The following is a 17,709-nucleotide window of genomic DNA, read 5'->3' as shown; positions in this document are numbered from 1 at the left end:
ATCCACCACGTTTGGCTACGCTCAGCCTCATCAGGACGCGGAAACCAGGAAACCTGCGATGCCTCATTGGCTGGTAATTGATCTCGAAGCGACAACTGATGACGGTGGCTGGCCGGTAACCGAGATGGAAATCATCGAAATCGGCGCCACTCTGGTCAATCGCCAAGGCCGCGAACTGGACTACTTCCAGCGCTTCGTTCGACCGCTGCGACGACCACTGCTGACACCTTTCTGTCGCGAGCTGACCCACATCACCCAAGCCAATATCGACACTGCCCAGCCGCTGACCGAGGTCTGGCCGCTGTTCGAGCGCTGGCTCGGCCAGCATCAAACGCGCCTCGAAGGCTGGGCCAGCTGGGGCGATTACGACCGCAAACAACTGCTTCAGGAATGGCAACGCCTGCAGCTCGACAGCGCCCTGAGCCGAGTCCCCCATATGAATCTGAAGCAACGCTTTGCCAAGGCCCGCCGACTGGAGCGACCGCTGGGGCTCAATGGCGCTCTGCAACTGGCGGGCCTGCAATTTACCGGTCAACAGCACCGGGCACTGGAAGACGCACGTAATACCGCGCGCTTGTTACCGCTGGTTCTTCCTTGAGTGCAACAGGTGACGGGGGAAAAGGCCTTGTGCATACTGGCCGGCCTTTTTAGCCCATTTCGAGGAATCGCCCATGTTTAAAGTCAACGAGTACTTCGACGGCACCGTCAAGTCGATTGCCTTCGGCACTGCTGAAGGTCCGGCCACTATCGGCGTCATGGCACCGGGCGAATACGAATTCGGTACCAGCCAACGTGAAATCATGCACGTGGTTTCAGGCGCCCTGACCGTCAAACTGCCTGACAGCAACGACTGGGAAACCTTCACTGCCGGCAGCCAGTTCAACGTACCGGCCAACAGCAAATTCCAGCTAAAAGTCGCCGTCGACACCGCTTACCTGTGCGAATACCGCGGCTAAGCGTTTCACCGCGAAAAAAAATGCCCATGTCGAAGGACATGGGCATTTTTCATTCAGGCGCTACAGCGTCATTCGAGGATCGTCACCTGCATGCCGACTTCGAGCCGGCCATTGCCGTCGTTGACCAGGTTCTGGCCAAACATCGCGCCATCTTCTTGCGCACGGTATTTCTGCAGCGTAGCCAGCGGTTCACGGTCGTCGCTGCGCTCACCGGTCTGCGGGTCGATGGTGGTGAGGATGCAGCGTGAACACGGCTTGACCACGCGAAACTCGACATCGCCAATGCGAATGCGCTTCCAGCCATCTTCGGCAAACGCCTCGCTGCCCTCGATCACCAGATTCGGTCGAAAGCGCAGCATCTCCAGTGGACGGCCAACGCGTTGCGACAGGTCTTCAAGCGAAGCCTGGCCAATCAACAGCAGCGGAAAACCGTCGGCAAAGGCGACTTTATCGTCATCCTTGCCATAGCCGGCCTGAGTGGTACGGGCCAGCGCCTCGGGCACCTGTACCAGCCGGGTAGGCTTGCCGATGAACTGACTGACCCAGGCACCGGCTGCATCCCCCGCATCAGGAACCCGCAAGGTATCACGCCAAATGGTCACGCCACGCCGTTCAGCGTCGCTGGCAGGCAGGGCGATATCGATCGACGAGTGACCGGGCGCACTGAGCGTCAGGCCACCGGAGGCATTCCACAACGCCGACAACTGGCTCATGTCCGATACCGCGCGTTGCGTCAGGAAACGTCCGCTGGCCTCGTCCACCAGCATCCAGCGTCGATCCCCGTCCAGCCCCAGCTTGTCCAGGCTGACCTGTTGCAGGGTTTCGCCCTTGCCGGACTTGAGTGGATAACGGTAAAGCGCGCTCAGACGCAACATGGCCAGCTCCCTGGTGGGCAAAAGCGCCACGATATACGAGCCGGCTGACGAATCAAAGAAGCACATCGCGGGCAGACACCCTGCCTGCCCGTGATGCTCCGTCAGGCAGGGACTGCGTCGAGCATCAGGCGCTGACGCACCACGTCGACCAGTTTGTCTGGCTGGAATTTCGAGAGGAAGTTGTCACAACCGACCTTCTTCACCATCGAGTCGTTGAAGCTGCCGGACAGCGAGGTATGCAGGACGACGTACAGGCCGCGCAGGCGTGGATCGTTGCGAATCTCGGTGGTCAGGCGGTAGCCGTCCATCTCGGGCATTTCCGCGTCGGTGAAGATCATCAGCAGTTTGTCGGTCATGACCACGCCAGTATCGGCCCAGGCCTTGAGCATGTTCAGTGCCTTCAGGCCGTCGCTGGCGACATGCATTTTCACCCCGAGCTGCCCCAGGGTGTCGCGCAACTGGGACAGGGCCACCTTGGAGTCGTCCACCAGCAGCACTTCACGACCGCGGGCACGCTCCAGCACCGGGTCTTCGAGCTTGTCACGCGAAACCTTGGCGTTGTAAGGCACAATCTCGGCAAGTACTTTTTCGACGTCGATGATTTCCACCAACTGGTCATCGACCTTACTGATGGCAGTGAGGTAATGCTGGCGGCCGGCACTGGTTGGCGGCGGCAGAATGGCTTCCCAGTTCATGTTGACAATGCGATCGACGCCACCGACCAGGAATGCCTGCACCGAGCGGTTGTACTCAGTCACGATAATGGTGCTGTTAGGCCCCGGCACCAGCGGCCGCATGCCGATGGCCTGGGACAGGTCGATCACCGGCAACGTCTGACCACGTAGATTGACCACACCACAAACAAACGGGTGACGCTGCGGCATCAAGGTCAGCTTTGGCAATTGCAGGACTTCCTGCACCTTGAAGACGTTGATCGCAAACAACTGCCGACCGGCCAGACGAAACATGAGAATTTCCAGGCGATTCTCACCCACCAGCTGTGTGCGTTGATCTACCGTGTCGAGAATGCCGGCCATTAATGACTCCTGGGCTTTTCTGATGAATTCACTAAAGAAAGTTATCGGCAGTTCACGCGCAATCTTGACCCGCAAACAAAATGCCATGCAAATGAATTGATGTCACATTAACATCATGCTCTACTGAAGCGGTTGTTTCATCAACTGCACAACCCTCTGCGCCCCCCGTCTTTGCGCGTCAAGTTCCGTGGCATAAGGGAATCCCCTAGCTGCAATCGGGACCAGCCTGATGTTCGCGATATCCAATAGCCATTAATGTGACGCCATTCTCACTGCATGAATGGAGTCAGGCTTTTGTTTGTGATCGAAGAACCGTTGCCGAGCTCGTTTTTCAGCCCGCCAGGTTACGCCGCTCATGCCTCATGGCTAATGAGTTCAGCACCTCGTTACGCTGTAAATCAGGCTCGTTCCATCGGAGCATTCGCGTCGAACGCAAGCAGACCGCTCATCGTCAACTGCAAAAAATCAGAACGGCCCTACCGATTTCGGTCGTTGCCCGGCAGTACCTTACGCCCGTTCGCCATACGGCTGATTGCGTCACCTGACTTGATGTCGTGGAGAAAAGCATGCTGAACGATCGTAAAAACTGGAATCAGCGGCTACCCGAATTCTTGATCGAGGCGGAAACCCTGCTGGCCAAATCCGAGGAATGCCTGAGCCACCTGCAGCTGATCAATAATGATCAGGACGCCATCGACTGCATGCTGAACACACTGTTCACCCTGGCCAACCGGGCCGATGCATTGGCACTGCAGGCCGTATCGGAGTTCTCGATGTGCATTCACGCCTTGCTCAGCAATGCACGCAATCAAATCGATTTGAATGACCAGGCACTGTGCGCATTGAAAGAGTGCTTCACATTGATGGCCTGGCAACTTGAACTGGTCGACCTGACTACCGGCCAACTCAGCCTTGATGGCGCTGAACAAATATCGCTGATCGAAGCCTTCGCGATGGAAATTGGCCGTGCCCCGACGCGCCTGGCATCACCCACCTGGCCATTCGCATGCGCCCGGCTTTCGGCAAGACATGCCTGAGCTGGATCAATAATGCGTGGGATCGTTTGATAATTTTCAGAACTTACAGCCACAACCTTTCGCGTCGTAATTGAACATTTCATATCTTTTAACGACAGAATCAAGTTAATAACCCCACTATTAATTGCCGACCTCCGACCTCCTGAACTACCCGTCCAGAGCGCTGCGAACTGTTGACTAACGGAATGAGTCAAGCTGGACGCTCAGTCGCAAACCTATGCCTGTCAACCCTGGAACAGACGTCCAACAACGACGGATTTCCTGACCTTCCGGACATATATGGCAAACGCGACCAACGGTATGTTAAGTGGTATTATGCGGCCCAATTAGTTGGCTCTACGCTATGGCATTCTGACTTCAGGCGGAGCCTATCCCCCGGACAGTGCAACTCTCGATTTTGACAATCAGACTGCGCTAACTTGAAGCCGACTATTTAATCACCAGCGTTTTTCACACAGAGACCCGTCAGGCACCATGACCGGTCTGCCCGCAGCGAACATTCATTGGCTCCATCCGCTATGTACGCCAGCCTCAAGTCAGTCGCCTCTTGGCCACCCTCCCGAAAAAGCGTTCGCCGGCTCACTCTGTTGCTGTGCCTGTGCTCGGCAGTGGGCAGCCTGCTGGTTTACTGCCTGTCCAACCAATTTCCAGTGGCGCTGCTGATACTGAATCTCGCGGCAGCCACCAGCGTCTGGGTGCAGTATTGCAATTCGCGTAAATCGATCAGGTTCCAGCCTCAGGAACTTGCCGACCGCTTACTGGAAGTACAGGAAAACGAGCGCCATCGGCTGAGCCGTGAACTCCACGACGATATCGGCCAATTGCTGACGGCGGCAAGGCTTCAAAGTGAATGGCTCAAGCGACGTCAGCCCGAAGAACTGCAAAGCCATTGCACTCTGCTCTGCGACACACTGGAAGAAACCCTGACCAAAGTTCGCGATGTCTCGGCCATTCTCAATCCAAGACAACTCACCAGCCTTGGCCTTGAAGCCAGTTTGCGTGCACATCTGCTCAAAACGCTGGCCAATACTGCCGTGAACTGGAGCCTGGAATGCCAGCAGCGTCTGACCGGTATTCCGGAAGAAATGGCGGTGGCCGCGTTTCGGATTTCTCAGGAAGCCGTCACCAATATGCTGCGCCACGCCCAAGCCAAAAATCTGCTGATTCGCCTGCAACGCCTGCCCCAAGGCCTTGTTCTGTTTATCAGCGATGACGGACTGGGCTTTTCTCCAGCCACTCACCCTGGCCGTGAAGGACAACGCGGAATGGCCGGCATGTCGGAGCGGGTCGAACAACTGGGCGGCACCCTGAGCGTCATCAGTCAGCCCGGCAAGGGTACACAGATCGAAGCACTTTTCCCCTGGGCGCCCCGCGCGCTCGAACGAGCCAGCACGAATAAGGTTCAACATTGACTTGTAACTTGCTTCTGGTGGATGACCACTCGCTGATCCGAGCCGGCGTGCGTGCGCTGGTTCTGGATATTCCTGGCTACGCCGTCATTGGTGAAGCCAATGATGGTGCACAACTGCTCGAAATGGTCGAGAAGCTAAGCCCCGACATCATCCTGCTGGATATATCCATGAAGGAAACCGGCGGGCTTGAGGCTCTGCAAAGACTCAAGGCCGTACGCCCACAAAGCAAAGTGCTGATACTGTCGATGCACACCGACCCTTCGCTGATCATGCAAGCCCTGGAGTCAGGCGCTCACGGCTATTTGCTCAAGGACACCACCGCCACGGAGCTGGAACACGCGCTTGAAGCCTTGCGCAACAACGAACGCTACCTAAGCCCGGCCATCGCTCACACCGTCATCAATCAGGCGCTGGTGCGTGCCCAGAAAAGCCAGCCAGAACCCGTCGACACGCATAATCTGACGGCTCGTCAGCTAGAGATTCTGCGCTTGATCGTGCGTGGCAAATCCACTCGCGAGATTGCCAGTGGTTTGGGCCTGAGCATCAAAACGGTGGAAACCCACCGCTCTCAGATCATGAAACGCTTGCAGATCTTCGATGTCGCGGGCCTGGTGCTGTTTGCTGTGCGCGAGCAAATCATCAGTCTCGACGACTAGGCCGGATTCAATGCCCCAGTAGCGCCGATCCCTCGGGCGCCAAAAGAGTCCTACATGCCGACTTTTTTCTTGCAAGTCGTGATGCTGCTTAACGCGTAACCTGCACCACGAAAAACGCCAGGCCCGACGTGATCCATACCGGGCCTGGCGCTGGCGAGGCTGTAGTGCGCAAAGACCTAGCCCAGCACTTCACTCAGAGGGATGAAATTCACCCAATCACCCTCAACCAAAGTGCGCTCTTCCAGCACTTCAACCAGCCCCTCGGCCCAGGCAGCACTACGCAAAACACCCGAGCTCTGATTCTTGTAGATAATTGCCCGCCCATGCTCCAGACGACCGCGCAGATATTCCCGGCGATTACCGGCCTTGGACCAGACGAATCCTGCCGGAACCTGAAACTGCAAAGGCCGAACCTTTCTCACACCTTGACGACGCAACAGATAGGGACGTGCCAACAAGGCGAAGGTCACCAGTGTCGATGCGGGATTGCCAGGTAACCCAATCACCGGTACGCCTCGAAAATGCCCGAACGTCAGTGGTTTTCCTGGCTTGATGGCCAGTTTCCACAACGCCAGTTCGCCCTCTTCACGCAGTGCAATACCCAGAAAATCCGCCTCACCTACCGATACACCGCCCGTGGAAAGGATCAGGTCGACATCACCCAGTTCGGCGAGTCGATTGCGAGTGGCCTGCAAATCGTCCGGCAGAATCCCCGCATCGATCACTTCGCAACCTAAACGCTGCAACCAGCTGCACAGCAATACCCGATTGCTGTTATAGATCTGCCCCGGGCCAAGGGCCTGCCCAGGCTCGACCAATTCGTCCCCGGTGGACAGCACCGCAACCCGTACCTTGCGCACGACTTCAAGTTCTGCGCACCCCAGTGAGGCAGCCAAACCTTGTTCGATGGGACCCAGGCGCGTACCGGCGGTCAATACCTGTTCTCCCACCGTGGTTTCCTGACCTTGTGGGCGGATGTTTTGCCCTGCGCGCATAGGCTCGGTAAAACGTACCCGTTGGTCTGCCTGAACCTCAGCGTTTTCCTGCATTTCAACGCAGTCTGCACCCGCTGGCACCGGCGCACCGGTGAAGATCCGTGCACATGTACCGGGTGCCAACGGCTCCGGGGCTTGCCCGGCAAAGATCTTCTGGCTGACCACCAGTGGCTCGCCAGTCCAATCGGACAGACACAACGCATAACCATCCATGGCGCTGTTGGGCCATGGCGGCAGATCGAGGGTCGACACCAGATCCTCAGCGAGAACACGGCCATGGATCGCAGCCAACTGCAATCGCTCGCGCTCGAGGATTGGCGACGCCTCAGCCATTTCCAGCAAGCGTGCCAGCGCCACTTCGACGGGCATCAAGCTGCCCGTCTTGCCCGGCTTACCCGCGGGATTCACAGGGTGCCGCCTGTTTCAAGTGAGCGACGAAGTTGCACGGACGATGCCGCGAATCCAGTTGCTCCGCGAGAATCCCGTCCCAACCGGTTCGCACGGCATTGGTAGAACCCGGCAGACAGCAGACCAGCGTGCCATTGGCTAACCCTGCCAACGCACGGGATTGCACCGTCGAGGTGCCAATGTCCGCAACCGAGATCTGCCGAAATAACTCACCAAATCCGTCGACCTGCTTATCCAGCAGGCAACTGACAGCTTCCGGTGTACTGTCACGACCGGTAAAACCCGTACCGCCCGTAATCAGCACCACTTGCACGACATCATCAGCGATCCAGGTCGCGACTTGCGCACGAATTTTGTAGAGGTCATCTTTAAGCAGAATACGTGCAGCCAGGTTATGCCCGGCGGCACTGAGGCGGTCAACGAAGACCTGTCCCGAGGTATCGGTTTCCAGTGTGCGGGTATCACTGACAGTCAACACCGCAATGTTCAGCGGGGCGAAAGGTACATCAGCCTTGGCTTTCATAGGCTCGTCCAGTTGTAGGAGAAACAGCCCGGTGTTATATCACAGCGCCTCATTTTTTCACCGCACCTATGGAGATGCTTCATGACCTCTAACTTCCAGTTGCCGCCCTGCTCCATCCTGCTTCTGGCGGGAGGGCGTGGCCAGCGCATGGGCGGTCAGGACAAGGGGCTGTTGGAGTGGCAAGGCCTGCCTTTGATTGCACATCTGTATCACCAGACTCGCGGTTTAAGCGATGACCTGATCATTTCCTGCAACCGTAATCTGGAAAAATACGCGCCTTATGCCGACCAGCTGGTGCATGACGACAATAGTGACTTCCCGGGCCCATTGGCAGGTATTCGCGCCGGGCTGGAGGTCGCGCGACATCCTCATCTGATGGTGCTGCCCTGCGACGTGCCACGCATTGACGCCGAACTACTCACGGCCATGCGAGAAGCCGCCTGCCAACAGCCGGACAAACCCTTGATGCTACGCCAGGGCGAGCATTGGGAACCGTTGCTATGCATTATCCCCGTTGCGCTGGCAGGCGAGTTTGAAAACGCCTGGAACGAGGGTGAGCGCAGCCCCGGACGCATCATGCGAAACCTGGGGGCCATCGCACTGCAATGCCCCGAAAACGATCGACGCCTGGCCAACCTGAATACACCGGAGCTGTTAAGCCTGCACGGTAGCGTGCCAGAATGACGCCAACCAAGGAACTTGCACACCAGGCATACGTCTGAATTTCAATCATCAAAAGAATTCATATTCGGAGAAATCACATGACTCATCGGACCCTCGCCACTTTCATGCTCGCACTGGGCCTAGCTACCCTCGCCGGTTGCTCATCGCCTGCGGTGATCACCTTGAATGATGGTCGCGAAATCCAGTCGGTCGACACACCGCAATTCGATTCCAAGTCGGGTTTTTACGAATTCGAGCAACTGGATGGCAAGCATACCCGCATCAACAAAGACCAGATTCGTACCGTTAAAGACCTGTAAGCCTCACGGCGACAGCCAGGTACCTATAAAGCCCGCCATTGTGCGGGTTTTGTCGTTTCTGGCAGAAGCAGACCTTACTCAGCCCAGGCCACTCACTGAGCGCCGCGCTTGAGCTGTACAATCACCACCGTAGGGGAATCACCACTGCAGGGTGATTTCGCTTTCAAAACTTCGCTCCAGCCCGGTCACCGGATCGATAAAGCGCAACCCTTTAGCCAGCAACTTCAACGGATTGGCGTAATCATCGTCAACGTCTTTCAATGCGTCGGGATAAAACGGGTCATTGCAGATACTTGCCCCCAACGCTGTCATGTGAACCCTTAACTGATGCTTTTTGCCGGTCACTGGATACAGCGCATAACGCCAGAGGTCAGCGTTTTTCTCCAGGACTTCAACTACAGTCTCGGTATTGCTCGCACCTGGCCCCTCTTGCATGCGAAAGAAAGGTTCGCCATCCACCAGGCGGCTTTTATGCACCAGCGGAAACGACAACCCAGGCAAGGCGCGGGCAATTGCCTCGTAGCGTTTTTCGATCTGCCGAGTCGGAAACAACGACTGATAAGCCGAACGACTCTGGGGGTTGGCCGAAAACAGCACAAGCCCAGCCGTGTGCCGGTCTATACGGTGCAACGGCACCAGATGCGGGTTATCCAGGCGACGGATCAAACGCCGCAGCAGCGTTTGCTCGACATACTCGCCTGCTGGGGTAACCGGTAGAAAGTGTGGTTTGTCCGCGACCACCAGATGCTCGTCGGCATACAGAATCGTCTCGAGTACCGGGATTGCTTTTTCGTCGGGGACTTCCCGGAAATAGTGAATCCGCATCCCTTCCTTGTAAGGCAGATCAACGGCAATCGCATGACCTTGACCATCCAGGACACGACCACGGGCAATCCTGTCCAGCCATTGTTCGCGACCAATGGCGCTGAAGTGCTCACACAGACAATCGAGAACGGTCAACCAGGCGCCAGGCGGCAGGTACAGCGTACTGGCCTGGTTCTGTGCGGCGGAAAAAGATGAGATGGACATACGAAAGCTCTGACCCTTGATGCAGGTGTGCATTATCCAACAAGGGCCTGAACGATCCTAGGAGAGATTCCGTACGATTCGCCCTTATGATCATTACGCGCTCAGCGACTCTCGCTGCGCCGCCGCGTCGGTAAATTCCTTCAGCCAGCGTAATACATCGACAGCCTCCCAACGGCCAGGATCATAAAGCGCATACAACAACCCTTGATAACCCACGACATCCAGTTGACGGTGATAACCCGCTCGCTGAAACAAGGCTTCGATTTCAGCGAAGCACGTGTTGAAGTGCAATTTGTTGAATGGCGTTTTTCCTTCCGTAACCAAGCCATCCAGGCGCAACTCCAGCACGGCCTCATGTACCACATCAGCCGACATGCGATTCACGCAGGCTTTCAATTGTTCGACATTGACCATGCACATCCCTCTAACGCGAATAACTGTATGCACATACAGTAAACGAATGATCGGAGTTACGTCAACGCATCACCAGGGGATCGCGACAGGCGGAACGACTGCCGCTGAAAACGAGAAGGGGTTTAGCCCAGGAATGCGACAACCTGTTCGGCGTCAAAGGGCCAACCCAGCTCGGCCCCCGTATCAACTCGGCGCAGAACGGGAATACGCAAGCCATAAGCCTCAAACAACGCTTCGCTGTCTGCAATGTCGACCAGTTCCACCAACAAACCGTGCTCGATCAACGGCATCAGCTCTGCTTCAGCGAGCTCACAGAGATGGCAACCAAGGGTGCCGAACAACTGGCATTCAGGAGGCATGACAAACAGACCAACGAGGATTGGGTGACTATTCTAGGCCCGGGATGAAAAGTCGTCGAGCGACTGGCCCCCGTGACGACAGCCCATTTGAGCCGTCTGGTAAAACCCTGATGCAAATCATTCGGCCTCAACTCCAACTGGGCGATGCTCGCAGCTTTTTTGCCTCTACGCTTGGAACATCCAGGCGCCTAAACGGAGAATGTAGTGTTTGCCAATCTGTTGATCATCCTCGCCTCATCATTGGTGGTGATTGCACTGTTTCGGCGTCTTCAGCTTCCTCCTGTGCTGGGCTACCTGTGCGTCGGACTGCTGGTTGGGCCGGGCGCATTCGGCTGGGTAAATGACAACAAGGATCTACCGGATCTCGCCGAGTTGGGCGTGGTCTTTCTGCTGTTCTCCCTCGGGCTGGAGTTTTCCCTGTCGAAAATGCTTGCGCTGCGGCGTGTGGTATTTGGTCTCGGCAGTCTGCAAGTGCTGTGCTCGAGCGCGCTCCTCGGCGGCTTGCTGATGTTACTCGGTATGCCCGCCACTCCGGCCATGTTGCTTGGCGCCGGCCTGGCGCTATCGTCCACAGCGATTGTCAGCAAAGAGTTGAGCTGCCTCGGCGAGATCTTCAGCTGTCACGGCCAGAATGCGATTGGCGTGCTGTTGTTTCAGGATGTTGTTGCGGTACTGTTGCTGACGCTGGTTCCGGTGTTCGCCGGCAGCAGCGATCAAACCTGGTACTGGGCGCTGCCGATCACACTGGGCAAAACCCTGCTGTTGTTTGTCGGTCTGTTGCTGACCAGTCGCTGGCTACTGCCACGACTGTTCCACGAAGTCGCCGCCTCGCACTCCGCCGAACTGTTCGTCCTGCTGGCACTGGTCATCGTTTTGCTGACAGCGTGGCTGACTCATCTGCTCGGACTCTCCCCTGCCCTCGGTGCCTTCCTTGCTGGCATGTTGCTGGGCGAGAGCCATTACCGGCATCAGATCGAAGCCGATATTCGTCCGTTCCGTGACATTCTGCTCGGGCTGTTTTTCGTCAGTATCGGCATGCTGATCGACCTGCAGCTGTTCGCCAGCCACGGCCTATTAATTCTCGGCCTGACATTGGGATTGCTGTTGATCAAAGGCAGCGTGGTCGCGGCACTGGTCAAATGGCGCGGCAGCAACAGCGAAACCGCCTGGCGCAGCGGCCTGGCATTGGCGCAAGGCGGCGAATTCTGCTTTGCGCTGATGGCGCAGATGCAACAGAACAAACTGATGCCGGCCGAGTTAAACGGTCTGTTGCTGGCCACGACTTTTTGCTCGATGTTGCTGACGCCACTGCTGCTACGCGCAGCGCCTGGCATTGCCGCGCGCTTGCACCGCACACCCGATGAGCAAGCTCAACTCGATCAGGTCGCTGCATTGAACGCCGAGCTGCACGGGCATGTAGTCATTTGCGGCTACGGTCGAGTGGGTCAGTCCATCGGGCGTTTTCTGCGCCGCGAAACGCAACCCTTCGTTGCGCTGGACGATGACCCGGTGCGTGTTCACGAAGCCGCGGCCGGTGAAAGCTGTGTGCACTATGGCGATTCCCGTCGCGGGGAATTGCTGGGGGCTGTTGGACTTGAGCGCGCACGACTGCTGGTGATTGCCGTGGACAAGACGGATATCGCCCTGTCCGTGCTCAATGCAGCACGACGGATAAACTCGGAGATCCCGATACTGGTTCGCACCCGCGACGATAGCCAGTTGAGCGAATTGAAGGCAGCCGGAGCCAATGAGGTCGTTCCGGAACTGCTGGAATCGAGCCTGATGCTCGCGTCCCACGCGCTGATCATGCTGGGCTTACCCCAGCAGCAGGTCCAGGACCGTGTCGACGAAGTGCGACGTAACCGCTATCGCCTGCTGCAAGGTTTCTATCACGGAGCGCAAAGCAATCTGCTGGACAGTCGGGGGCAGCCAAAAGTGTTGATGCATGCGGTCAACCTCGCGATGGACGCCCACGCATGCGGCCGGCCGCTGAATGAGTTGGCACTTGAAGAATTGGGGGTGGACGTCCAAGCCGTTCAGCGCAATGGCGCCGATTTGGTCGTCGAGGGCGCCACCCGATTACGGGCAGGTGATCGGGTACTGATGTCAGGCACGTTGTCTGCTATCGAGGCCTGTGAAGCAAGGATTTGGGTTGGGTAACAAAGCGTCGTGGCACTGCTCGCGCAGAATCAGCAGCCATTCTGCACGAGCCCGCTTGATCAACTAAAAGCCATCAGTCCTGGCTGACTGCGCCGATCTTGTGGATCGACAGATCCGCCCCGTAATACTCCTCTTCCTGGCTCAACCGCAACCCGTGCAACAGCTTGATCGTGCCATACACCGCAAAGCCTCCGATCAGTGCCACGGCCACCCCGAAGGCAGTGCCGATCAACTGGCTGATCAGGCTGACTCCTCCGAGACCGCCCAAGGCGCTCTGACCGAAAATCCCGCAGGCAATCCCACCCCAAACGCCACAAAGACCGTGCAACGGCCAGACACCGAGCACATCGTCGATCTTCCATTGGCTTTGCGCCGCGATGAAACACCAGACAAACAAGGCCCCGGCGATGGCTCCTGTCACCAGTGCGCCAACCGGATGCATCAGGTCGGAGCCGGCGCAGATTGCCACCAATCCGGCCAGTGGACCGTTGTGCAGGAACCCCGGGGCGTTACGGCCGACAACCAGCGCCGCCACCGTACCGCCGACCATCGCCATCAACGAGTTGACCGCCACCAGGCCACTGACGCCTTGCAAGGTTTGCGCACTCATCACGTTAAAGCCGAACCATCCGACGATTAGAATCCACGAACCCAATGCCAGAAACGGAATGCTCGACGGCGCAAACGCCACCAGACGCCCGTCGCGATACCGACCATTGCGCGGACCGAGCAGCAATACCGCCGCCAACGCCAGCCAACCGCCCATGGCGTGCACCACTACAGAACCTGCAAAATCATGGAAACCGGCACCAAAGCGCGTCAACAGCCAGGCTTTTAGACCGAAGTTTCCGTTCCAGACCACGCCCTCAAAAAACGGATAAATGAACGCCACGATCAACGCCGTCGCGCACAACTGCGGAACGAATCGGGCGCGCTCGGCAATCCCCCCGGAGATGATTGCCGGAATGGCGGCAGCAAAGGTCAGCAGGAAGAAAAATTTCACCAGTCCATACCCGTGATCAGCGCTGATCACCGCGGCCGGTTGCATGAAAGTGACACCGTAGGAAATCCAGTAGCCTATAAAGAAGTAGGCCAGCGTTGAGATGGCAAAGTCACTGAGGATCTTCGATAAAGCGTTGACCTGGTTTTTTTGCCGAACCGTACCGACTTCCAGAAAAGCGAAACCGGCGTGCATGGCCAGAACCATGACAGCGCCGATCAGAATGAACAGCGTATTGGAACTATGGACCAGACTGTCCACAGCACTTTGCAAATTTTCCATGGAATTGGCAGACCTTAAAGTCGCAAAAGCACCAAAGCGGCTCGCCGAGCCAATTTACGCACCAAATTGACACCGACCTTGTCGTCAACCCTTATTCCGGCGAACCGTTTTGGCGCAAAAAGCTCATTGAGGTCAATCGTTACTCTCGTGTTTGCGCGAGTTTCTATTATTTAGGTTAAGGTTTTCGCGAAGCATGCCCAGTTTCAGCACAACAGCACTGGCTGACGCACCACGACACAGCAAAAGCTGTACCAGGCATTTGCACTGAACCTTCGAACAAGGCTCATACTCGAATATTTCATACGCCACTTATGGAGATCACCATGGCCAGCAAAAAGACAAAGACTGCTCAAGAAATCCTGATGGAAGATTTTCAGACACTGGTCAGCGACACCGAACGGTTGCTGGAACACACCGCAACACTGGCCGGTGATCAAGCCGATGAGCTACGCAACCAAATTCACGAAAGTTTGCTGCGGGCTCGCGAGACCCTGCAACTGACCGAAGACTCCATGCGCGAACGCGGCACGGCAGCCGTCACCGCCACTGAAGACTATGTTCAGGCCAACCCTTGGCAAGCTGTTGGCATCGCGGCCGGCGTAGGCTTTTTGATTGGCCTGCTGGCGACGCGGCGCTGATATGGCTATCGGTGAATCCGGCTCGTCCGAAACAGGTACTGGGTCTTCATCGCGGCGCTTGGGCGCCGCTTTTCTCGGATTGCTGCACAGCCATGTCGAATTGTTCGGCATCGAATTGCAGGAGCAAAAAGCCCGCACCGTAAGCCTGTTGCTGTTCGCAGGCCTGGCACTGGTTTTCGCTTTACTGTTGCTGATCGGGCTTTCGGCACTGGTGTTGATTCTGCTGTGGGACACTAATCGCCTGGCGGGGATCATCGGTCTGTGCGTCTTCTATACGCTCGCGGCACTCTTCTGCGGCCTGCGCTTGAAAGCGGCGATCTTCGATGAATCATCGCCTTTCAACGCCACCCTTGAAGAGTTGGCGAACGACAGGGAGCGCCTGCTGCCATGAGCCTGCCTGAAATCCCCAAAAACAGTTCCCGACAAGAGATGCGCAAGGCGTTGATACGCTTGCGCATGGAAATGCATCGCCAGGAAATTCGCCACGAGTCCCAACATTTGCTGCAACCATTGCAACGCGTGCGTGGTGTGGCGCAAAGCTTTCAAGAGGGTCTGGGCATCAAGCACGCGCCGCTCTGGGGCATTGCCGCCGTGACCTTGCTGGGCTTCCTCAGCGGCAAGAGTGCCAAGGGCGGTGGCATCGGCAGCGTCACTCGGCTAGCCCAACTGGGCACCAGCCTGTTACCGCTGATCAAGCTGGTGCTGCAAGGCTCCTCGCGCAAAAACCAGTAGACCAACAGACCCTAATCAGTCACCTGACGGAGAACCTGCCTTGGATTGGCATACCCTGCTTAATCGTGAACGCCTCGGAAAACCGCTGCACAGCCCGGAAGAACTCGGTCGCAGCCCCTTCCATAAAGACCACGACCGGGTCATTTTCTCCGGTGCCTTCCGCCGTCTTGGCCGCAAGACACAGGTCCACCCAGTGTCCAGCAATGACCATATCCACACGCGCCTTACCCACTCACTGGAAGTCAGTTGTGTGGGGCGCTCATTGGGTATGCGCGTCGGTGAAACCATCCGCAGCGCGCTGCCCGACTGGTGCGAGCCTAGCGATCTGGGCATGGTGGTTCAGTCAGCGTGCCTGGCCCACGACATCGGCAACCCACCCTTTGGCCACTCGGGTGAAGACGCCATCCGCTACTGGTTCCAACAAGCCGCGGGCAAAGGCTGGCTGGATGCCATGAGCGAAGTCGAACGCAACGATTTCCTCAACTTCGAGGGCAATGCCCAAGGCTTCCGGGTCCTGACCCAACTGGAATACCACCAGTTTGACGGCGGTACACGGCTGACTTATGCAACGCTGGGCACTTACCTGAAATACCCGTGGACCGCCCGCCATGCCGATTCGCTGGGTTACAAAAAACACAAATTCGGTTGCTATCAGAGTGAACTGCCCCTGCTGGAGCAGATTGCGCAGAAACTAGGCCTGCCTCAACTCGAGGAACAGCGCTGGGCTCGACATCCTCTTGTCTATCTGATGGAAGCCGCCGACGACATCTGCTACGCCTTGATCGACCTTGAAGACGGCCTGGAGATGGAGCTTCTGGAATACGCCGAGGTGGAGTCCTTGTTGCTCGGCCTGGTCGGCGATGATCTGCCGGAAACCTACCGTCAACTCGGCCCCGATGACTCGCGCCGCCGCAAACTGGCAATTCTGCGTGGCAAAGCCATCGAGCACCTGACCAACGCTGCGGCACGGGCATTCGTCGAGCAACAGGACGCGCTGTTGGCCGGTACCCTTCACGGCGATCTGGTGGAGCACATGCACGGGCCCGCCAAGCGTTGCGTGCTGAATGCCAAGGACATGGCGCGTAAAAAAATCTTCCAGGACAAGCGCAAAACCCTGCATGAAATCGGTGCTTACACCACGCTGGAAATCCTGCTGAATGGCTTTTGTGGGGCTGCACTGGAACAGCACGGCGGTCGTACGGCTTCATTCAAGCACCGTCGCATACTCGATCTGCTGGGCAATAATGCGCCCGACCCGCACGGTCCTTTGCATAACTCGTTTTTACGCATGATCGACTTCATCGCCGGTATGACCGACAGCTATGCCAGTGAAATGGCACTGGAAATGACCGGACGCTCCAGCCACCACTAAAATCAGTCGATCAGTCGCCCCGGAGTATTCCGTGACGACTGATCATACCCCCACACATTGTAGTACCGGGAGAATCCCCCTACATCTTGTGCAGAGTAAACTGATCGTTTGCTCTATATACACACGAAATAATCACTCTATCCTGAACAACAGGATCGAGGGCCTTACCGCTGATAAAACTCCAGCAGCAGCAAACATGACAGCACTGATTAAACCGACAAGGTTGTTTCTGACTCCCACCGCAGTTCGACCCTCTTCATGGAAAGCTATATGTTCAACTACAACCTGCGCATCATGCTGGTGGAGGACCATCCTTTTCAGCTGAAAGCAACCCAATACCTGCTTGAAAGTTACGGCTTTACTCAGGTCACCGCCGTCGATAACGCCGAAAATGCATTACAGACGATGACACAAGTGCAGCGCCCCTTCGAAATACTGCTGTGCGATCAATGCCTGCCAGACCTCTCCGGCCTCGACTTGATTAGTATTGCCAGCCACCAGGGCCTTATACAAAAGGCAATCATCCTGAGCAGCCTTGACTCAACCGAGCTGGACACATTGAAAAAAAACGCACATGAACAACTACTGCCATTACTGGGTTACTTGGCAAAACCACTGAAACAATCTGAATTTATAAACTTGTTGACCCTTCCCCACCTTATAAATAAACACCGTTAATGGAAAGCCCTCAGGCACCTCACGACAAACAAAAAGCCCTCAGCACCACTACGCACCAGAAAACAGTGATCGGGCATTTATTGTAAAAGCCCATATTGACCCGGAGTAAGGGCCGCTTACATACCTGGTTAATATTCTCATTCTTCCTTACAAACCTAGTTCA

Annotated in this window: 21 protein-coding genes; 13 read left to right on the top strand and 8 right to left on the bottom strand. The window is 56.7% G+C overall.

Going from position 1 to position 17,709, the window contains the following annotated elements; translation table 11 throughout:
* Positions 1–58: 58 nt before the first annotated feature.
* Together BLL42_RS22915 and ppnP are read left to right on the top strand one after the other, a co-directional pair.
* Positions 59–598 (top strand): 3'-5' exonuclease, encoded by a 540-nt coding sequence (locus BLL42_RS22915; protein ID WP_071554438.1) that lies wholly within the window; start codon positions 59–61, stop codon positions 596–598.
* Positions 599–671: 73 nt separating this feature from the next.
* Positions 672–956: a pyrimidine/purine nucleoside phosphorylase gene (gene ppnP / locus BLL42_RS22910; RefSeq protein ID WP_071554436.1), complete on the top strand. Its 285-nt coding sequence runs from the start codon at positions 672–674 to the stop codon at positions 954–956.
* Between the two features lie 68 nt (positions 957–1,024).
* Here the strand turns inward: ppnP and BLL42_RS22905 are convergent, their stop codons facing one another.
* Both BLL42_RS22905 and BLL42_RS22900 read right to left on the bottom strand, forming a co-directional pair.
* The gene (locus tag BLL42_RS22905) at positions 1,025–1,831 is read right to left on the bottom strand and encodes an MOSC domain-containing protein (protein ID WP_071554434.1); all 807 of its coding nucleotides are present in this window, start codon (positions 1,829–1,831) and stop codon (positions 1,025–1,027) included.
* 101 nt (positions 1,832–1,932) lie between these two features.
* Positions 1,933–2,868, bottom strand: coding sequence for a chemotaxis protein CheV (locus tag BLL42_RS22900; protein ID WP_071554432.1), 936 nt, complete (start codon positions 2,866–2,868; stop codon positions 1,933–1,935).
* 566 nt (positions 2,869–3,434) lie between these two features.
* On the opposite strand from BLL42_RS22900, the gene BLL42_RS22895 reads away from it, so the two are divergent.
* The 3 genes from BLL42_RS22895 to BLL42_RS22885 all read left to right on the top strand — a co-directional run bounded on the left by BLL42_RS22895 (position 3,435) and on the right by BLL42_RS22885 (position 5,973).
* Complete coding sequence (locus BLL42_RS22895; RefSeq protein ID WP_071554430.1) at positions 3,435–3,905, top strand: hypothetical protein; 471 nt, start codon at positions 3,435–3,437, stop codon at positions 3,903–3,905.
* A gap of 518 nt (positions 3,906–4,423) precedes the next feature.
* Entirely contained in the window at positions 4,424–5,317 is an 894-nt protein-coding gene (locus BLL42_RS22890) for a sensor histidine kinase (protein WP_071554429.1), read from the top strand.
* A complete protein-coding gene (locus BLL42_RS22885) occupies positions 5,314–5,973 on the top strand; it encodes a response regulator (RefSeq protein ID WP_071554427.1) in 660 nt (219 codons plus the stop codon). Before BLL42_RS22890 ends, BLL42_RS22885 begins: the two co-directional genes overlap by 4 nt.
* Before the next feature lie 176 nt (positions 5,974–6,149).
* Here the strand turns inward: BLL42_RS22885 and BLL42_RS22880 are convergent, their stop codons facing one another.
* Positions 6,150–7,337: a molybdopterin molybdotransferase MoeA gene (locus BLL42_RS22880; RefSeq protein WP_167368574.1), complete on the bottom strand. Its 1,188-nt coding sequence runs from the start codon at positions 7,335–7,337 to the stop codon at positions 6,150–6,152.
* A 22-nt stretch (positions 7,338–7,359) separates the two neighbouring features.
* Positions 7,360–7,899: a molybdenum cofactor biosynthesis protein B gene (gene moaB, locus BLL42_RS22875; protein ID WP_054596381.1), complete on the bottom strand. Its 540-nt coding sequence runs from the start codon at positions 7,897–7,899 to the stop codon at positions 7,360–7,362.
* A gap of 81 nt (positions 7,900–7,980) precedes the next feature.
* Between moaB and mobA the strand changes: the two genes are divergently transcribed.
* Both mobA and BLL42_RS22865 read left to right on the top strand, forming a co-directional pair.
* Positions 7,981–8,583, top strand: coding sequence for a molybdenum cofactor guanylyltransferase MobA (mobA, locus tag BLL42_RS22870; protein WP_071554423.1), 603 nt, complete (start codon positions 7,981–7,983; stop codon positions 8,581–8,583).
* Between the two features lie 77 nt (positions 8,584–8,660).
* Positions 8,661–8,882 (top strand): YgdI/YgdR family lipoprotein, encoded by a 222-nt coding sequence (locus BLL42_RS22865; RefSeq protein WP_071554421.1) that lies wholly within the window; start codon positions 8,661–8,663, stop codon positions 8,880–8,882.
* Positions 8,883–9,020: 138 nt separating this feature from the next.
* Here the strand turns inward: BLL42_RS22865 and BLL42_RS22860 are convergent, their stop codons facing one another.
* From BLL42_RS22860 to BLL42_RS22850, 3 genes are all read right to left on the bottom strand, one after another.
* Positions 9,021–9,911: a pseudouridine synthase gene (locus BLL42_RS22860; RefSeq protein ID WP_071555833.1), complete on the bottom strand. Its 891-nt coding sequence runs from the start codon at positions 9,909–9,911 to the stop codon at positions 9,021–9,023.
* Positions 9,912–10,004: 93 nt separating this feature from the next.
* A complete protein-coding gene (locus tag BLL42_RS22855; RefSeq protein WP_071554419.1) occupies positions 10,005–10,325 on the bottom strand; it encodes a transcriptional regulator in 321 nt (106 codons plus the stop codon).
* A gap of 122 nt (positions 10,326–10,447) precedes the next feature.
* Positions 10,448–10,684, bottom strand: a complete 237-nt coding sequence (locus BLL42_RS22850) for a glutaredoxin family protein (protein ID WP_071554417.1) — start codon at positions 10,682–10,684, stop codon at positions 10,448–10,450.
* Between the two features lie 204 nt (positions 10,685–10,888).
* Here BLL42_RS22850 and BLL42_RS22845 point away from each other — a divergent pair, with 204 nt between their 5' ends.
* Complete coding sequence (locus tag BLL42_RS22845; protein ID WP_071554415.1) at positions 10,889–12,844, top strand: monovalent cation:proton antiporter family protein; 1,956 nt, start codon at positions 10,889–10,891, stop codon at positions 12,842–12,844.
* Positions 12,845–12,917: 73 nt separating this feature from the next.
* On the opposite strand, the gene BLL42_RS22840 is transcribed toward BLL42_RS22845, so the two are convergent.
* Positions 12,918–14,126, bottom strand: a complete 1,209-nt coding sequence (locus BLL42_RS22840; protein WP_071554413.1) for an ammonium transporter — start codon at positions 14,124–14,126, stop codon at positions 12,918–12,920.
* Positions 14,127–14,449: 323 nt separating this feature from the next.
* Between BLL42_RS22840 and BLL42_RS22835 the strand changes: the two genes are divergently transcribed.
* The 5 genes from BLL42_RS22835 to BLL42_RS22815 all read left to right on the top strand — a co-directional run bounded on the left by BLL42_RS22835 (position 14,450) and on the right by BLL42_RS22815 (position 17,546).
* Positions 14,450–14,764, top strand: coding sequence for an ElaB/YgaM/YqjD family protein (locus BLL42_RS22835; RefSeq protein WP_071554412.1), 315 nt, complete (start codon positions 14,450–14,452; stop codon positions 14,762–14,764).
* A 1-nt stretch (position 14,765) separates the two neighbouring features.
* Positions 14,766–15,155 carry a phage holin family protein gene (locus BLL42_RS22830; RefSeq protein WP_071554410.1) on the top strand — a complete coding sequence of 130 codons (390 nt, stop codon included), beginning with the start codon at positions 14,766–14,768 and terminating at the stop codon, positions 15,153–15,155.
* Complete coding sequence (locus tag BLL42_RS22825; RefSeq protein WP_071554408.1) at positions 15,152–15,496, top strand: hypothetical protein; 345 nt, start codon at positions 15,152–15,154, stop codon at positions 15,494–15,496. The genes BLL42_RS22830 and BLL42_RS22825 overlap by 4 nt, the downstream gene beginning before the upstream one ends.
* Before the next feature lie 40 nt (positions 15,497–15,536).
* Positions 15,537–16,868, top strand: a complete 1,332-nt coding sequence (locus BLL42_RS22820; protein WP_071554406.1) for a deoxyguanosinetriphosphate triphosphohydrolase — start codon at positions 15,537–15,539, stop codon at positions 16,866–16,868.
* 270 nt (positions 16,869–17,138) lie between these two features.
* Positions 17,139–17,546 (top strand): response regulator, encoded by a 408-nt coding sequence (locus BLL42_RS22815; RefSeq protein WP_071554404.1) that lies wholly within the window; start codon positions 17,139–17,141, stop codon positions 17,544–17,546.
* Positions 17,547–17,709 lie beyond the last annotated feature (163 nt).

Source organism: Pseudomonas frederiksbergensis (genome assembly GCF_001874645.1).
Lineage (GTDB): Bacteria > Pseudomonadota > Gammaproteobacteria > Pseudomonadales > Pseudomonadaceae > Aquipseudomonas > Aquipseudomonas frederiksbergensis_B.
This window is presented reverse-complemented; position numbering and strand designations above follow the sequence as displayed.

What these genes read in the sequence shown, in the direction of transcription:
- BLL42_RS22905 (WP_071554434.1), bottom strand. Translation starts at nt 1,831, where the DNA reads ATGTTGCGTCTGAGCGCGCTTTACCGTTATCCACTCAAGTCCGGCAAG.
- mobA (WP_071554423.1), top strand. Translation starts at nt 7,981, where the DNA reads ATGACCTCTAACTTCCAGTTGCCGCCCTGCTCCATCCTGCTTCTGGCG.
- BLL42_RS22915 (WP_071554438.1), top strand. Translation starts at nt 59, where the DNA reads ATGCCTCATTGGCTGGTAATTGATCTCGAAGCGACAACTGATGACGGT.
- BLL42_RS22835 (WP_071554412.1), top strand. Translation starts at nt 14,450, where the DNA reads ATGGCCAGCAAAAAGACAAAGACTGCTCAAGAAATCCTGATGGAAGAT.
- BLL42_RS22865 (WP_071554421.1), top strand. Translation starts at nt 8,661, where the DNA reads ATGACTCATCGGACCCTCGCCACTTTCATGCTCGCACTGGGCCTAGCT.
- BLL42_RS22825 (WP_071554408.1), top strand. Translation starts at nt 15,152, where the DNA reads ATGAGCCTGCCTGAAATCCCCAAAAACAGTTCCCGACAAGAGATGCGC.
- BLL42_RS22840 (WP_071554413.1), bottom strand. Translation starts at nt 14,126, where the DNA reads ATGGAAAATTTGCAAAGTGCTGTGGACAGTCTGGTCCATAGTTCCAAT.
- BLL42_RS22815 (WP_071554404.1), top strand. Translation starts at nt 17,139, where the DNA reads ATGTTCAACTACAACCTGCGCATCATGCTGGTGGAGGACCATCCTTTT.
- BLL42_RS22830 (WP_071554410.1), top strand. Translation starts at nt 14,766, where the DNA reads ATGGCTATCGGTGAATCCGGCTCGTCCGAAACAGGTACTGGGTCTTCA.
- BLL42_RS22860 (WP_071555833.1), bottom strand. Translation starts at nt 9,911, where the DNA reads ATGTCCATCTCATCTTTTTCCGCCGCACAGAACCAGGCCAGTACGCTG.
- BLL42_RS22880 (WP_167368574.1), bottom strand. Translation starts at nt 7,337, where the DNA reads ATGCCCGTCGAAGTGGCGCTGGCACGCTTGCTGGAAATGGCTGAGGCG.
- ppnP (WP_071554436.1), top strand. Translation starts at nt 672, where the DNA reads ATGTTTAAAGTCAACGAGTACTTCGACGGCACCGTCAAGTCGATTGCC.
- BLL42_RS22850 (WP_071554417.1), bottom strand. Translation starts at nt 10,684, where the DNA reads ATGCCTCCTGAATGCCAGTTGTTCGGCACCCTTGGTTGCCATCTCTGT.
- BLL42_RS22895 (WP_071554430.1), top strand. Translation starts at nt 3,435, where the DNA reads ATGCTGAACGATCGTAAAAACTGGAATCAGCGGCTACCCGAATTCTTG.
- BLL42_RS22900 (WP_071554432.1), bottom strand. Translation starts at nt 2,868, where the DNA reads ATGGCCGGCATTCTCGACACGGTAGATCAACGCACACAGCTGGTGGGT.
- moaB (WP_054596381.1), bottom strand. Translation starts at nt 7,899, where the DNA reads ATGAAAGCCAAGGCTGATGTACCTTTCGCCCCGCTGAACATTGCGGTG.
- BLL42_RS22890 (WP_071554429.1), top strand. Translation starts at nt 4,424, where the DNA reads ATGTACGCCAGCCTCAAGTCAGTCGCCTCTTGGCCACCCTCCCGAAAA.
- BLL42_RS22855 (WP_071554419.1), bottom strand. Translation starts at nt 10,325, where the DNA reads ATGGTCAATGTCGAACAATTGAAAGCCTGCGTGAATCGCATGTCGGCT.